Consider the following 14,170-nt stretch of genomic DNA (forward strand, 5'->3'; position numbering starts at 1 on the left):
ATTCCCACGCGGGAGCCTGGGAACGATCAATATTCCTGTTAGCGTCCTCCCACCACCATATGACTGAACGGCGCCACATACGCCTGCAACGTCACCAGCCCGCCCACCAGAATCGCCAGCACCACCGAGTGGAAAAACACGTAGCGCAGGATCTCGCCTTCGTGACCGTACCAACGGGTGGCGGTGGAGGCGACCACGATCGACTGGGCGTCGACCATCTTGCCCATGACCCCGCCGGAACTGTTGGCCGCAGCCATCAACACCGGGCTGATCCCCAACTGTTCCGCTGTCACCCGTTGCAAACCACCGAACAGCACATTGGACGCCGTGTCCGAACCGGTCAGCGCCACGCCGAGCCAGCCCAGCAAGGTGCCGAACATGGGGTAGAAAATGCCCGTAGCGGCGAAGGCCAGGCCCATGGTCGCGTCCAGGCCTGAGTAGCGCGTGAGAAACCCCAGGGCCAGCATCGCCACGATGGTAATCAGCGAGTAGCGCACCACCCAGAGCGTTCGCAGGTAGTGGTGCAGCAGTTGCGGGATGGAATAGCCCATCAGCAAGCCACCGAGAATCGCCGCCAGGAAGATGCCGCTGCCGGTGGCGGTGAACCAGTTGAACTTGTAGACCGCTTCCTCGGTTTTAGGCTGGGGCACCACGGGCGGGACTTTTTCGATCTGCTGGTGGATGGTGCCGAAGGTCACCAGGGGCGAGAAGATCGGGTTGGCCTCACGCATCGGCTTGCCTTGGGGGTCGAGCTTGGCCGATTGGGTCTGCGGGTCCAGCGCCGGGCGGGTATCGAACAGGTTCTTGAAACTCTGGGTGCCCCAGGCGAACACGAATACTGTGAGGATGATCCACGGCATCCAGGCCCGCAGCACAGCTGGTCGCGCATCACTGGAAAAGGTGGCGCTGGCCTGCGGTTTTTCATCTTCGCTGGCGTCGATTTTCGAATCATCGACCCGTCCCGACAACGCTGCGGACGTGTGCACCGTGGCCGGTTTCCAGACCTTTAGAAAGCCGGTGAGGCAGGCCATGGAAATCAGCGCGGCAATCACATCCACCAGCATCGGCCCGTGGTAGTTCGACACCAGGAACTGCGGGATGGCGAAGCTGACACCGGCCACCAGAATCGCCGGCCAGATCTCCAGCATCTTGCGCCACCCGGCAAACGCCCAGATCAACCAGAACGGCACGATCACCGAAAAAAACGGCAACTGCCGACCGACCATCATCGACAACTCCATTTCATCCAGCCCGGTAACCTTGGCCAGGGTGATGATCGGCGTACCCAGGGCGCCGAACGCCACGGGCGCGGTATTGGCGATCAGCGCCAGGCCCGAGGCGGCCAAGGGGGAGAAGCCCAGCCCGATCAGGATCGCCCCGGTCACCGCCACCGGCGTGCCGAAACCCGCCGCGCCTTCGAAGAACGCACCGAAGCAAAACGCGATCAGCAGCAATTGCAGGCGTCGGTCGTCGGTAATGCGTGCGAGGGAATCCTGCAAGACCTTGAACGAGCCATTCTCGGTGGTCAGCCGGTGCAGGAAAATGATGTTGAGGACGATCCAGCCAATGGGCAGCAGCCCGTTGGCCGCGCCGTAAAGTGCCGCCGAACCGGCCATGCCGGCGGGCATGCCGAAGGCGAAGATCGCGATCAGCAAGGCCGAGGCCAGGGCCATCAACGCCGCCAGGTGTGCCTTGACATGAAAGAACGCCAGGGACGCCAGCATCACCACCACGGGAACCGCCGCCAGGAGCGTCGACAGCACCGCATTACCGAAGGGATCGTAGACTTGTTGCCAGACCATGTTCCACCTCTGCTTTTTATTGTTGGAAGTGCAGGCCCCGGGGGGATTGGCAAAGAAGTATAGGCGGGGATTGGGGGAGGGGATTGGTCCAGGAATAGCCAGGCATACTCCAGTCGATCGTTCCCACGCTCCGCGTGGGAATGCCGCCAGGGACGCTCCGCGTTCCGATTCTGGGATGTGACGCAGAGCGTCACGGGATGCATTTCCACGCAGAGCGTGGGAACGATCAGGTTGCGGGAGCTGCGGAAGATCGTTCCTCACGCTCCGCGTTCCGCTTCTAGGCAGTGGGCTCGCTCAGCCCTTCGCCGCCATCGCTGTCACTTCCACTTTCATCCCTTCAACCGCCAGCGCCGCCACGCCCACGGCGGCACGAACCGGCCAGGGTTTGGCGAAGAAGCGTTTGTAGACCTCGTTGAAAGCGGCGCGGTCAGCCATGTCGGTCAGGTAGATGGTCAGGTGCAGGACCCGATCCATGGAGCTGCCGGCGCCCTCCAGGGCGGTCTTGAGGGCTTGCAGCGTGCATTCGCTCTGCCGGGTGATGTCGCCCAGTTCCAGGCTGCCGTCGGCGTGGGTGGGGATTTGCGTGGAAACCAGCAGGCCGCCGAAACCGGCGACGTCGGAGGAAATGGAGTCCGCATCCGGATCTGGAATAAACGTAATGTCTGGGTTGCTCATGCAAAGCCTCATGCTGGAAAAGAAAAAGACCGCCGCAGTTTACCGTCCATTGCTGCGCCGTTCCTGCATTCCTTTATCCGTGCGCTCCCAGCCCGTTGTTTTGCACCAGCGCCTGGATGTAGGCCTCAAGCGTCGTGGTGCCGTGCAAGGCGTCGTCGCCCACGTCGAAGCCGCTGTCGAGGCTGACGGCGCTCATGCGCGCATAGGATTGCGCCGCAGCGAGGCTGAAGCCGAGGCTTTGGAAGGTGCTTTCCCATTGGTCCCTGGGTATCACGTGCACCTCGACCGGCCGGCCGAGCGCCTGGGAAAATGCCTGCGCCACATCGTTGGGCGAGTACAGGCGAGGTCCCTGCACGTTACGCACGCCAATGTCATCAACCGACGATAGCAACCGCGCGGCCGCCACTTCGCCCAGGTCCCGGGGCGCAACCATGGGGAAGGCCAGGTCGGCTGGAAACAGCGTGGGCAGCTTGCCGGTCTCGCGCACGGTATCGAGCAGGCTGTCCCAGTTGCTCATGTAATAAGCCCCGCGATTGATCGCCGCCGGGATCGACTGGTTGCTCAGCCCTTCTTCCAATTCCCACAAGACGCTGAGATCGCCGATACGCTCGCCAGGCTGGGCGCCGGCGGTGGATTGCACGACGATTTTCTCAAGGCCCGATCCGTCGAGGGCAGCCAGGATGTTGGCGACCGTGCGCCGTTCCACCGCATCGGTATCGGTACTGGGAGCCGCCGGCGGGTTGAGAATGAACGCCCTGCGCCCGAGCCGAAAGGCGGCGCGCAGCGACTCGACGTTTTCGGCGTCCGCTTCGACGATTTGAGCGCCCCTGGCGTGCCATTCGGTGGCGTGGGTGGCGTTGCGGGTCAAGATAGTCACGGCATGCCCTGGCGCCAGCAAGGCTCGGGCCGTGGCCGAACCAACGTGGCCTGTGGCGCCCATGATCACGTACATGGCTTTATCTCCCAAAGTCAAAGTCCGCCCTGGGCCGGACGCTGGGTTGTCATTTCCGCTTCAAGGTGCGGTTGCGCGCTGTTCAGGCGTGCGGCCAGCTGTTGTGCCTGTTCCCATCCCAGCGCGGGCTCCAGCCAGTCGAGCGCATCGTCGGCGCTGAAGGCCAGGACCCGCTGCTGCTGGTTGACGATGTCGCCATACGTCACCAGGGCCAGCCCGTCACAGCCAAACGGGGTCTCGCTGGCCTGGGCCAGGGCGGCCAGGAAGATTGGCGCCGATTGCCGCGAAGTGGTGTAGGTGAGGCGTTGCGCCTGGGAGGGCGAGTCGGGGGCTTGCGACTCATACCAACCCTCCACGGCGACCAGTACGCGGCCCTCGTGCTTGATGGGATCGAAGACCTTGGAGCGCATCACCAGATGCAAGGGCAGATGGGTCAGCGGCGGCATCGTTCCGACCGACCAGATCGGCGACCAACCCCAGCGAACCTTGATGCACTCCAGGTGCCCACCGCGACGACGAATGGCGCTGACCTGCATGTCTGGCTTGATCAGGCTCTGGCGGTCCTGGGCCTTGGGCGGCGTTGTCACGTGCAGGTCCAGGGGCGTCACGCTTGCATCGAAACGGCTGCCGGGCGTGTCTCGCTGGGCGAAATACGCCAGGGAGTCTTTTGAAGAAACGTGTTGAACAAGACTGTCACACATAACGAAAACTCCCGGCAGTGAAACGCAAAGCATTCCCGATGTGCCCGCCGTTCAGGCCGTGACGGTCGAAGCGCGTCATCGTGGCTTTCAGCGGTGTCATGTAGGTCCGAGCCGTGGCGAATGGCTTGGTTCGAAAATCCTTGCGGCGGGGAGACGAGCGGGCAAAGGGGTGAATGCATGACCGCCATCGCGAGCAGGCTCGCTCCCACAATGGATTTGTGGTGGGGCAGGATTTTAGCTACGCAGCCGAACCCCTGTGGGAGCGAGCCTGCTCGCGATAGCGGTGTATCAGCTTGCGGGGAGGTTGGCTGTGCTGACGCCATCGCGAGCAGGCTCGCTCCCACGCTGTTGTGCATGGATGAAATCCACAAAAGCCCTCAGCGGCGAGGGCAGGTAGCGGCGGCCGGGGTAGTAGAGGAACGGTCCGGTAAAGCGCTGCCACCAGGGTTCGAGTACCGGTTCGAGGGCGCCGCTGTCCAGGTAGGGCCGCAACCAGTCCTCGAACAGATGGACAATGCCCAGCCCATCCACCGCAGCCTGTACCGCCAGGTCCATCGCGCCGCCAATACGCACGATCAACGGGCCGCTCGGGTCGACGCTCATCGTTTCGCCGTCACGTTCATATTCCCACAGGGGCAGGGCGCCGCTGGGAAACTTGCCCGTCAGGCAGGCATGCCCAAGCAGGTCCCGTGGATGCTCGGGGCGGCCCCTGGCGTCGAGGTAGGCCGGTGAAGCGGCCGTTGCAAAGCGCTGGAACCGTGGGCCGATGGGAATGGCGATCATGTCCTGCTCCAGGCGCTCGTCGTAGCGAATGCCGGCGTCACAGCCCGCCGCGAGCATGTCGACGAAACTTTCTTCGGTGACCACTTCCAGGCGGATGTCGGGGTAGCTTTTCAGGAACGGCGTGATGATCGCCGGCAACACCAGCCGGGCGGCGCTGACCGGCACGTTCAACCTGAGGGTGCCCGAAGGACGGTCGCGAAAGTCGTTGACCACGTCCATCGCCGCCTCTACCTCGCCCAGGGCCGGGACGATGCGTTCCATCAACCGCGCACCGGCCTCGGTCGGGACCACGCTGCGGGTGGTACGGTTGAGCAGGCGTACACCGAGCCGGCTTTCCATCCGGCGTACGGCATCGCTGAGGCTCGACGCGGACTTGCCGCTCAGCCGCGCACCTTCACGAAAGCCCTTCGCATTGACCACGGCCACAAAGGCCAGCAAGTCTTGAATATCCGTTGCCATTGTTCTCTCCGCCGTACAACCCGTGCTGATTGCACCTGATTATCAAGGGAATGGTCAACGCCTATAGTCGGCCCACTCACATTGATCCGAGGGCGACGAGATGAACATTGCAGGCAAGGCAGGCAACTTCTTACTGGGCGATCGCGCGGTCAATCGCATGGGTTACGGCGCGATGCAGTTGGCGGGGCCCCAGGTCTTCGGGCCGCCCAAAGATCCGGCGGCCGCCATCGCCGTGCTGCGCGAAGCAGTGGCGAGCGGGGTCAACCACATCGACACCGCCGATTTCTACGGGCCCCATGTCACCAACCAGCTGATCCGCGAAGCGCTGCACCCTTACGCCCAAGACTTGGTCATCGTCACCAAGGTCGGCGCTGTTCGCGGTGCCGACGCGTCCTGGAACCCGGCCCACAGCCCAGCCGAGTTGACCCGTGCGGTCCACGACAATCTGCGCAACCTGGGCGTGGAGGTATTGGACGTGGTCAACCTCAGGGTGTGGGGCGACCTGCATTCGCCCACCGAAGACTCCATCGAAGAGTCGTTCACGACACTGGCCGAGCTGCAGCGCCAGGGCCTTATCCGTCACCTGGGCCTGAGCAACGTCACGGCCGCGCAGGTCAAGCAGGCCCAGGGCATTGCCCAGGTGATCTGTGTGCAGAACCACTACAACTTGACTCATCGCGACGACGAACAACTCATCGCTGACCTGGGCCGGCAGGGCATCGCCTACGTGCCGTTCTTCCCCCTGGGTGGCTTCACACCGCTGCAATCGGAAACCCTTTCCAGCGTGGCGACGCGCCTGCAGGCATCACCGCTGTGCGTGGCTCTGGCGTGGTTACTGCAACGGGCGCCGAATATCCTGCTGATTCCCGGTACGTCGTCGTTGGCGCATCTGCGGGAAAACCTCACTGCGAGTGAGCTGAAGATCCCTGCGCCGATGCTGGCCGAGTTGGACGGGTTGGCCTAGGCCGCCCGAAAGACCAACGTCTCGCCATCTTTCGGTATCAACAACCGGCCTGCGACACCGGCCAGCGCGGCTGCTTCGGCAAGGGCTTTGCGTGTCGTCGGGCAGTGGCTGATCGCTTCCAGGTGATTGGCCACCACGGTCCCGCGAGATAAACGAGTGAACTCCAGTGTCTCGTCGATGCCCATGATGATGTCGCCGCCGATATCGAACCGTGCCCCGCCTGCCGGAACTACGCTGACCTGCGGTTGGTGTCGCAAGACGAATTTGCACACGGTGGGGGTGAGCACGGTATCGCCGGTGAGGTAGACGCTCGGTTCGCCGGGCAGCTCGATCAGGTAGCCGACGCCATGCTCCATCAGCTTGCCCACCAGACCCAGCCCATGGGTGCATCGAACGGAGCGAATAGTGCCGCCCAGGAATGGGTTGGGTTGGTCATGCGCCTTGGCCAGTGGTTGGACATTCAGGCCACGCTTGGTGAGGTAGGGGGCGTCATGGGGTGTGCAGATGACCGGGATCTGTTTTTCCCTCAGCCACTGCTTGGCTGCGCGATCCAGATGGTCGAAATGGCCTTTCTGACAGTGGGTGATCAAGCAATGGGTGACCGTATCGAGGTCCTTCGCTGTCGAGGCCGGAAGCGCCACCAGCGGATTACGCTGCGTGGCACCAAACAGTCGGAGCGGCGGCAGCGTGCCCTTGCCAGCCAGCATCGGGTCGACGAGCACGCGATACGGGCCGAATTCAAGAATGATCGTGGCGTTACGGATCTGCTGGATGTTCATGAGGCGTTCCTGTTGAGCGAGCGCTTCATGGTGCCGATCCTTTCCCATGTGCATAATGGCCGGATCTGACATCTTTGATTCGTTTCCAGCCATGATCAAAAAACTTCGAGTCGGTCTGCTCCTGTTTCCCGGCTGCATGCCCGCGGGCCTGTTCGCGTTCGCCGATCTGCTGCATGCCGCCAACCGCAGAAGAGGGCGGGTGCTGTTCGAGGCTCGCTACATCGCGTTGCAGGCCGGGCCGGTGGTATGTGCCCATGGCGTGGCCCTGCAGGCGGAAGCGGTGTTGGGCAGCGCGGGTTTGGATGCCGTTCTGGTTCCTGGCTTCTGGGCCGAATCGGCCGAGCAGGTGAATGCGGTGTTGGCTGAACAGACAGCCCTCGTGAGCGCGCTGTCCAAGCATGCCCGATCGCTTCAGCTCTGGTCCTATTGCACCGGTGTCTGCCTGCTGGCCGCCGCCGGTCGATTGGACGGGCAGGGCGCGACAGTGACCTGGTGGCTGGCGCAGGCGATGCAGCAGCAGTATCGAAAAGTCCACTGGCAAAGCGAGCAGAACTGCGTGTTCAACGAGCGCACGGCGACCGCGTCCGGGGTGAACGGCTACCTGCCCATCGCCGAAAAGCTCATCGAACGCAGCGTCAGCAGCGACGTACTGCGCGATATCACGCGGCTCATGGTGCTGCCGCGCCCGGCCATTCCCCATGCGGCGTTCCAGGGCACTGCCCTGATCGAGCAACCCAGCGGATGGTTGCGGCACTTGCATGGGTTGATCGAACAGATGCCGGCCGAGCGGGTCACCGTCCAGGCCCTGGCAAGCGAACTGGCGGTGTCCGAGCGCACGTTGGCACGCAAGGTCAGCCGTGAAACGGGTGAGACTGTCGCGGCCTACGCCCGGCGCATCAAGTTGAACCAGGTCAGCGAACGCCTGACGTTGACGGCGCTGCCTCTCGCCAGCATCGGCGCCGAGCTGGGTTTCAGCAGCAGTTCCAATTTGCAGCGTATGTTCAAGGCGCTGACCGGGCTGACGCCGGTGGTGTACCGGCGCAAGTTCGGGCGTGTGTGACGCCGGTCAACCGGCCGTCTTTTCCGTTTCGTTGCGATGATGTTCCTGCCAGTTGTCGACGGGGCGGGCACGGTCTTCGTTGAACATGTCCGTGAGCAGCGCATTGGCGCGCCGGTAGGCATCGTGGCGGAACTTGAGGTCATCTTCCGGCTGGGCGACGATTTCCTCCAGCATCTTGAGGTTCAGCCGTCGGAACTGGTCAGCCCGCTCGCGCGCTTCGTAAGCCCCGACGCCCATGTGCTCCAGCGCACTGCGACCCAATGACAGCGCGCTCTCGAAGGTTTCCCGCTCGGCCGCCTCCACGCCCATCTGCCGCAGGGTGATGAGGTGGCCCATGTCCCGCGCCCGCACGATCAACTGCAACGCAGGGAAGTGCTCCTGGGCCAGTCGGGTCAGCGTCAGATTGTCTTCCCGATCGTCGATCGCATTGATCAGCACCACCGCTTGGGCCGCGCCTGCTGCATGCAACAAGTCGAGGCGCGTGGCATCGCCATAAAAGACTTTCACGCCGAACTTGCGCAGCGTCTCGATGTTGTCCGGGTCGTGATCCAATACCACCACCTCGACGCCGCAAGACATCAACAGACGTCCGGCGATCTGCCCGAAACGGCCGAACCCGGCGATGATCACCCGTGGGTTCTGCTGATCGACGAGGTCGGATTCGCGTTTGTTTTTCTTGGCAACGGACTCGAATCGATCCAGCAACACGATCAGCAAGGGCGTCAGGCACATGGACAAGGCCACCGCCAGGGTCAGGCTCTTGCCCCATTGATCGGTCAAGATGCCGGCCACGGTCGCCGCACCAAACACCACGAAGGCGAACTCGCTGCCTTGGCCCAGCAACACCGCCTGCCAGGAGCGCTGGCCGGCGGGGACGTTGAGGAACCGGCCCGCCATCTTGATCACCAGCAGCTTGATCAGAATGAAACCCAACGTCAGGGTGACGACCTTCAGCGGTGCGTTGATCAGGGTGCCGAAATCGATCGACATGCCGACACCGATGAAGAACAAGCCCAACAGCAGGCCTTTGAACGGCTCAATGTCGCTTTCCAGGGCATGGCGGTATTCGGAGCTGGCGAGCAGGACCCCGGCGAGGAACGCGCCCATGGCCATCGACAAACCGGCCTCTTCCAGCAGAAAGCCGAAGCCGAACACCAGGAACAGCGCGACGGCACTGAATATCTCGCGCAAGCCTGAGCGTGCCGCGAAGCGCAGCAGCGGCCGTGTCACGTAGCGTCCCAACAGCACGACGATGGCGATGGCGGCGACGATTTTGCCAATCGATAGCAACAACGCCGTGCCCGAAGGCGTGTCGCCGTGGGCTGACAACAGCGGAATCATCGCCACCAGCGGAATCGCCGCGATGTCCTGGAACAACAGCACGGCAAAGCTGCTGCGGCCGACGGCGGTGGCGGTCAGGTTGCGTTCGCTCATCGCCTGCATGGCGATGGCCGTGGAGGAGAGGCTCAGGGTCAGGCCGACCAGCAGCGCTGCCGTCCAGTTCAGGCCAAGGGCCGTGCAGAACAAGCCAATGGCAGCGCCACAGGCGAGCATCTGCAGGGCGCCACCACCAAACACCATCTTGCGCAGGGCCCAGAGCCGTTTGGGGTCGAGCTCAAGGCCGATGATGAACAGCATCAGCACCACGCCGATTTCAGCGAATTCCAGAATGGCCTTTACGTCGGTAATCAGCTTCAGCCCCCATGGGCCGATGATGCACCCGGCCAGCAGGTAACCCAATACCGGACCCAGGCCAAACCGAACGGCAATCGGTACGATCAGCGTCGCCGAGGCCAGGTAGATCAGCATTTCAATCAGGCTGTGCGTCTCCATTTCAATCTTCCTTCCAGGCGGCCAGGCGTTCGCCGTAGTGTTCGATTTGTGCGTGTTGGGCCTCAGGGTCGGCGGCATAGGCGCCATGCACGACCACCGGCTCCAGCCAGCGCATGCCGCAGTAAATGGCCGTGGCGTGGAGCGGTTGGGCCAGCGCCGAAAAATCGGGGTAGTCGCCGATCGCAAAATGCGCGTGATCGCCACCGGTGGTAACGGCCCACAGCAAGCGCTTGCCTTTGAGGGCGATGGCGTCTTTACCGTAGGCCCAGCCGTGGGTGAATACCTTATCGATCCACAGTTTCAGCAGGGGTGGTGTGCTGTACCAGTACATCGGGTGCTGGAGGACGACAAGCTCTGCTTGTTCCACCGCTCGCTGTTCCGCTTCGACGTCGATGTCGAAGTTGGGGTAAAGCTCGTAGAGCGAACGTATGATCACGTCCGGGTTGGTCGACACTCGCTTGAGCATCTGCTGGTTGACCCGCGATTTGTCGGGGTAGGGGTGCGCATAAATGATAAGAATCATCGGTGAATTCCTTGGTTTGGCTCCGTCGATTCCTGTCTGTCGTGAGCGCGAACGATGGCATTGAGTCGGGCGATACAAACAAGAGCACCTTCCTGGAACAGGGTCCAGGCCGGGAAAACCGGACATCCTACCGAGGAAGGCGCTGATTGTTTAGAGCGGATCGGTACATCGGGCACTTCAGTCAAGCGGCAGCGAGACCCTGGCCTCCAACCCGCCGCCGCGTCGATTCCTCAGGGTCAGCGTGCCGCCATGCTCCAGCACTGTCGCCCGGGCCGCCGACAGGCCCAGCCCGACGCCGCCGGTGTGTTTGTTGCGAGAGCCTTCGATGCGAAAGAACGGCGTGAAGACCTGCTCAAGGTGTTGCGCGGCGATGCCTGGTCCGCGATCCAGAATGCAAATGTCCACACGATTGGCATCGGCCTCGAGTCGAACAGTCGGCGCGTTGCCATATTTGATTGCGTTGTCGATCAGGTTGACCAAGGCGCGTTTGATGCCGATGGGGCGGCCGACATAAACCAAGCGGTGGGCGTCATCGAATGCGACCTCGGTGCCGGCGTCCTTGAGGTCATCGACGATGGTGTGCAGCAGCTCGGCCAGGTCGAACGCGGTGGCATGTTCCAGGCGGGCATCGTCGCGGAAGAATTCCAGGGCTGAGTTGATCATCGCCTGCATTTCGTCCACGTCCCTGAACAAGCGCGATTGCTGCTCGGCATCCTCGATGAATTCCCCGCGCAGGCGCATGCGCGTCAACGGCGCGCGCAAGTCATGGGAGATGGCGGCGAGCATCTGCGTGCGGTCTTGCAGAAAGTGCTTGAGCTGGGCCTGCATGGCATTGAAGGCGAGGATCGCCTGGCGGATTTCGTGGGGGCCGATGACCGGAATCGGTGGTGCCTGGTGGTCGACGCCGAAGCGTCTGGCGCCTTCGGCAAAGCGTTGCAAGGGTGCTGCCAGGTGTCGCGTGGCGATCAGCGCGACGATAATCGTCGACACCAGGATCAGCGCCAGCATGATCAGGCTGCGCTCCCATTCCTCCAGTCCCCAACTGCGCGCAGGCAGGGAAAACACGACCCACGAGTGGTCGGTCAATTCGATCATCGCGGCGTAGCGTGCGCCGGGCTGGCCGGCGTGCCAATCGCTTGGCTCATAGCCCTCGATCCTCGCATCGGGCCGGCCCAACTGTTGGCGCAACCGCAGTGCGCCATCGTTGTATTCGGGGTCGTCGATCACTGGCAGCTTGGCATCTTCATGGCGTTGGAGCCATTGCGCGTTGAAGCTCTGATCACTGGCCGCCCTGGCAATGGTGGGCCGCTGTTCGGGCGCTGCCGAGTCGATGATGCGTGTGATGGCGGCGACCTTTTCAATCAGGCCGGTTTCCATCAGGGGCGGGCGGGCCCAGGCATCAGCCAGTTGGCTGAACAGCGCGTTAAGGGCCAGCAATGTCAGCATGGCGACCAGGGTGGTCAGGGCGATCCACCGCGCCAGCGTATCCCTTGGCCGTCGAGTGTATTTCATCGCTTCACCACGTGGGGGCTGAAGAGGTAGCCGCTGTTGCGCACGGTACGGATCATCGATACGCCGGTGAGATCGGTCTCCAACTTGCGCCGCAATCGACTGACCTGGACATCGATGCTGCGGTCAAACGCATCGAAGGTTTCGCCGCGAGCCAGGTCCAGCAACTGCTGGCGGGTCAGCACCCGGCGCGGGTGTTCGGCAAACACCAGCAGCAGTTCGAACTCCCCGGTGGACAGCGGGATCATGACCTTGTCCGGTGAACGCAGTTCGCGCCGGGTGACGTCCAGTTGCCAGTTTTCGAACTCCAGGATTGGCCGGGAGGAGTCGTTCAGCGTGTCCCTGGCTTCACCGGTGCGCCGCAGCACGGCACGCACCCGGGCCAACAGCTCGCGGGCGTCGAACGGCTTGGTCAGGTAATCGTCCGCCCCCAGCTCCAGGCCGACGACGCGGTCACTCAATTCGCCCATGGCGGTGAGCATGATGATGCCGACCGTGTGCTCGGCCCGCAGTCGTTGGCAGAGCACCAGGCCGTTGTCGCCCGGCAGCATGACGTCGAGGATGATGAGGTCCGGCACCCGCCGTTCCACCGCCTGCCACAAGGCGGTGCCGTCGGCGGCCACATCCACGCTGTAGCCATGTTGTTCGAGGAATTTGCGCAAGAGGGCGAGGACTTCGAGGTCATCGTCCACCAGTAATAAATGGCTCACGGTGGGCACGCAGGGTAATGAATACAGGAGGCGATACTAGGGTCAATCCAGGGCCTGCGTCATATATTTCAATCCGGCAATAAAGTTGCCGGCGGGCAATATTCTGGAAATCTCCAGGCAAAAAAACAGCGGCAGGATGGCCTTTGATGTCGGTCAGTTAAAAACGAGTCAGCCCTACACAAAACCTGTGGCGAGGGGATTTCTGTGGGAGCAAAGCTTGCTCGCGAAACAGGCGCCTCGATACTTGAAAGTCCGCGTCGCCTGCATCGCGGGCAAGCCTTGCTCCCACAGCAAGCGTCCTCCTCTTCACAAGGGTTGTGTCTGGCACCGTTTCCTAGCTGATTGGCAATTCCCCATTCCTCGTCGAGATCAACCTGTATGCCGATCACCAGACCCGCTCCTTTGTTTGTTCGATCCACCGTTGTGGTTGTATTGACGGCACTCGCCAGCGGTTGCTCCAGCACACCAGCTGCAAAACCAGGCTCCTGTGAACGCGCGACCTATACCGTTCACGATCCCGCAGAACCGGTCAACCGCGGCATCTTCGTGTTCAATCGGACCGTGGATGACTATGCGCTGGCCCCGGTTGCCCGTGGTTATCTCAAGCTGCCGGAGATGTTCCAGGCCGGCGTCCACAACTTCGTGGCGAACTTCGGTGAGCCCAAGGTGTTCATCAACGACTTGCTGCAAGGCAATGCACAACGCTCGGTCAACACACTGGGGCGGTTCGTCATCAACACCACCGCGGGCATCGTCGGGCTGATCGATGTGTCGGGCAAGCTGGGCATCGAGCGCCACAAGGCCGATTTCGGCCAGACCTTCGGCGTCTGGAACGTCGCCCCCGGACCGATCGTGGAACTGCCGTTGCTGGGCAGCGCCAACCTGAGAGACGCGACGGGCAAAGTGCTGAGTTTTGCCGTCGACCCGTTTGGCGGCAACAGCAGCACCGTCGATACCCTGGGTACGATCAACACCGTCGGCGGTGTTGTCGATGGCCGCGCCGAGGCATTGCCGCTAACCGACCAGTTGCAGACCGAACCGGATTACTACGCGGCGCTTCGTGATGCAACGGCGCAGCGGCGTGCCGATCTTGTCGCCCAAGGCAAGTTGGGAGCGGTGGTGCAGGAAGACCCGCAATGCCAGGACGGAGCCGCTGCAGATGAATAACCAGGCGTTGGTCCTGCATCGGCGAATGCGCGCGCTCGATCCGGATGTGCTGCATTGCCGTGAGGTTGAACTGCGGTTGGCCGAGGATGGTCGCCACGTGCTGCTCAACCGATATGTCGAGATGTATCGCCATGAACACGTCAGTTGGTGCGCCATCCAGCAGCATCGGGTGCCGTTGGCGAGGATGGTGCGCTGGATGGTCGATAACGGCGAGCAGGTGAGGGGTTAGTGGCAATTTGCTCCTGGAATACAA

Annotated in this window: 14 protein-coding genes; 4 read left to right on the plus strand and 10 right to left on the minus strand. The window is 62.5% G+C overall.

Translation table 11 applies throughout. From position 1 onward, the window contains the following. Positions 1-38: 38 nt before the first annotated feature. The 5 genes from AB4O09_RS12410 to AB4O09_RS12430 form a co-directional block, all read right to left on the minus strand. Entirely contained in the window at positions 39-1,802 is a 1,764-nt protein-coding gene (locus AB4O09_RS12410; RefSeq protein WP_003203255.1) for an L-lactate permease, read from the minus strand. Positions 1,803-2,096: 294 nt separating this feature from the next. Next, on the minus strand, positions 2,097-2,477 hold the full coding sequence (locus tag AB4O09_RS12415; RefSeq protein ID WP_013693688.1) for a RidA family protein: 381 nt from the start codon (positions 2,475-2,477) through the stop codon (positions 2,097-2,099). 73 nt (positions 2,478-2,550) lie between these two features. Then, positions 2,551-3,429, minus strand: a complete 879-nt coding sequence (locus AB4O09_RS12420; protein ID WP_003203251.1) for an NmrA family NAD(P)-binding protein — start codon at positions 3,427-3,429, stop codon at positions 2,551-2,553. 17 nt (positions 3,430-3,446) lie between these two features. Next, positions 3,447-4,130 carry an SOS response-associated peptidase family protein gene (locus AB4O09_RS12425; RefSeq protein WP_460108272.1) on the minus strand — a complete coding sequence of 228 codons (684 nt, stop codon included), beginning with the start codon at positions 4,128-4,130 and terminating at the stop codon, positions 3,447-3,449. 288 nt (positions 4,131-4,418) lie between these two features. Then, on the minus strand, positions 4,419-5,372 hold the full coding sequence (locus tag AB4O09_RS12430) for a LysR family transcriptional regulator (protein WP_060613973.1): 954 nt from the start codon (positions 5,370-5,372) through the stop codon (positions 4,419-4,421). Between the two features lie 100 nt (positions 5,373-5,472). Between AB4O09_RS12430 and AB4O09_RS12435 the strand changes: the two genes are divergently transcribed. Continuing rightward, on the plus strand, positions 5,473-6,336 hold the full coding sequence (locus AB4O09_RS12435; protein WP_003203245.1) for an aldo/keto reductase family oxidoreductase: 864 nt from the start codon (positions 5,473-5,475) through the stop codon (positions 6,334-6,336). On the opposite strand, the gene AB4O09_RS12440 is transcribed toward AB4O09_RS12435, so the two are convergent. Then, entirely contained in the window at positions 6,333-7,115 is a 783-nt protein-coding gene (locus AB4O09_RS12440) for an MBL fold metallo-hydrolase (protein ID WP_043042428.1), read from the minus strand. The two genes, AB4O09_RS12435 and AB4O09_RS12440, sit on opposite strands and share 4 nt — an antisense overlap. Before the next feature lie 91 nt (positions 7,116-7,206). Here AB4O09_RS12440 and AB4O09_RS12445 point away from each other — a divergent pair, with 91 nt between their 5' ends. Beyond that, positions 7,207-8,175 carry a GlxA family transcriptional regulator gene (locus AB4O09_RS12445; RefSeq protein ID WP_003203240.1) on the plus strand — a complete coding sequence of 323 codons (969 nt, stop codon included), beginning with the start codon at positions 7,207-7,209 and terminating at the stop codon, positions 8,173-8,175. 6 nt (positions 8,176-8,181) lie between these two features. Here the strand turns inward: AB4O09_RS12445 and kefC are convergent, their stop codons facing one another. From kefC to AB4O09_RS12465, 4 genes are all read right to left on the minus strand, one after another. Then, the gene (gene kefC, locus AB4O09_RS12450; RefSeq protein ID WP_003203237.1) at positions 8,182-10,008 is read right to left on the minus strand and encodes a glutathione-regulated potassium-efflux system protein KefC; all 1,827 of its coding nucleotides are present in this window, start codon (positions 10,006-10,008) and stop codon (positions 8,182-8,184) included. 1 nt (position 10,009) lies between these two features. Then, the gene (gene kefF / locus AB4O09_RS12455) at positions 10,010-10,531 is read right to left on the minus strand and encodes a glutathione-regulated potassium-efflux system oxidoreductase KefF (protein ID WP_039012409.1); all 522 of its coding nucleotides are present in this window, start codon (positions 10,529-10,531) and stop codon (positions 10,010-10,012) included. A 177-nt stretch (positions 10,532-10,708) separates the two neighbouring features. Beyond that, the gene (locus tag AB4O09_RS12460) at positions 10,709-12,043 is read right to left on the minus strand and encodes an ATP-binding protein (protein WP_363808282.1); all 1,335 of its coding nucleotides are present in this window, start codon (positions 12,041-12,043) and stop codon (positions 10,709-10,711) included. Further along, a complete protein-coding gene (locus tag AB4O09_RS12465) occupies positions 12,040-12,750 on the minus strand; it encodes a response regulator (RefSeq protein WP_003203231.1) in 711 nt (236 codons plus the stop codon). The genes AB4O09_RS12460 and AB4O09_RS12465 overlap by 4 nt, the downstream gene beginning before the upstream one ends. Positions 12,751-13,128: 378 nt before the next feature. Here AB4O09_RS12465 and AB4O09_RS12470 point away from each other — a divergent pair, with 378 nt between their 5' ends. Next, positions 13,129-13,917 carry an MlaA family lipoprotein gene (locus tag AB4O09_RS12470; protein WP_003203229.1) on the plus strand — a complete coding sequence of 263 codons (789 nt, stop codon included), beginning with the start codon at positions 13,129-13,131 and terminating at the stop codon, positions 13,915-13,917. Then, positions 13,910-14,146, plus strand: a complete 237-nt coding sequence (locus tag AB4O09_RS12475) for a hypothetical protein (protein WP_027912012.1) — start codon at positions 13,910-13,912, stop codon at positions 14,144-14,146. Before AB4O09_RS12470 ends, AB4O09_RS12475 begins: the two co-directional genes overlap by 8 nt. Positions 14,147-14,170 lie beyond the last annotated feature (24 nt).

This window comes from Pseudomonas sp. H1_F01 (genome assembly GCF_054681425.1).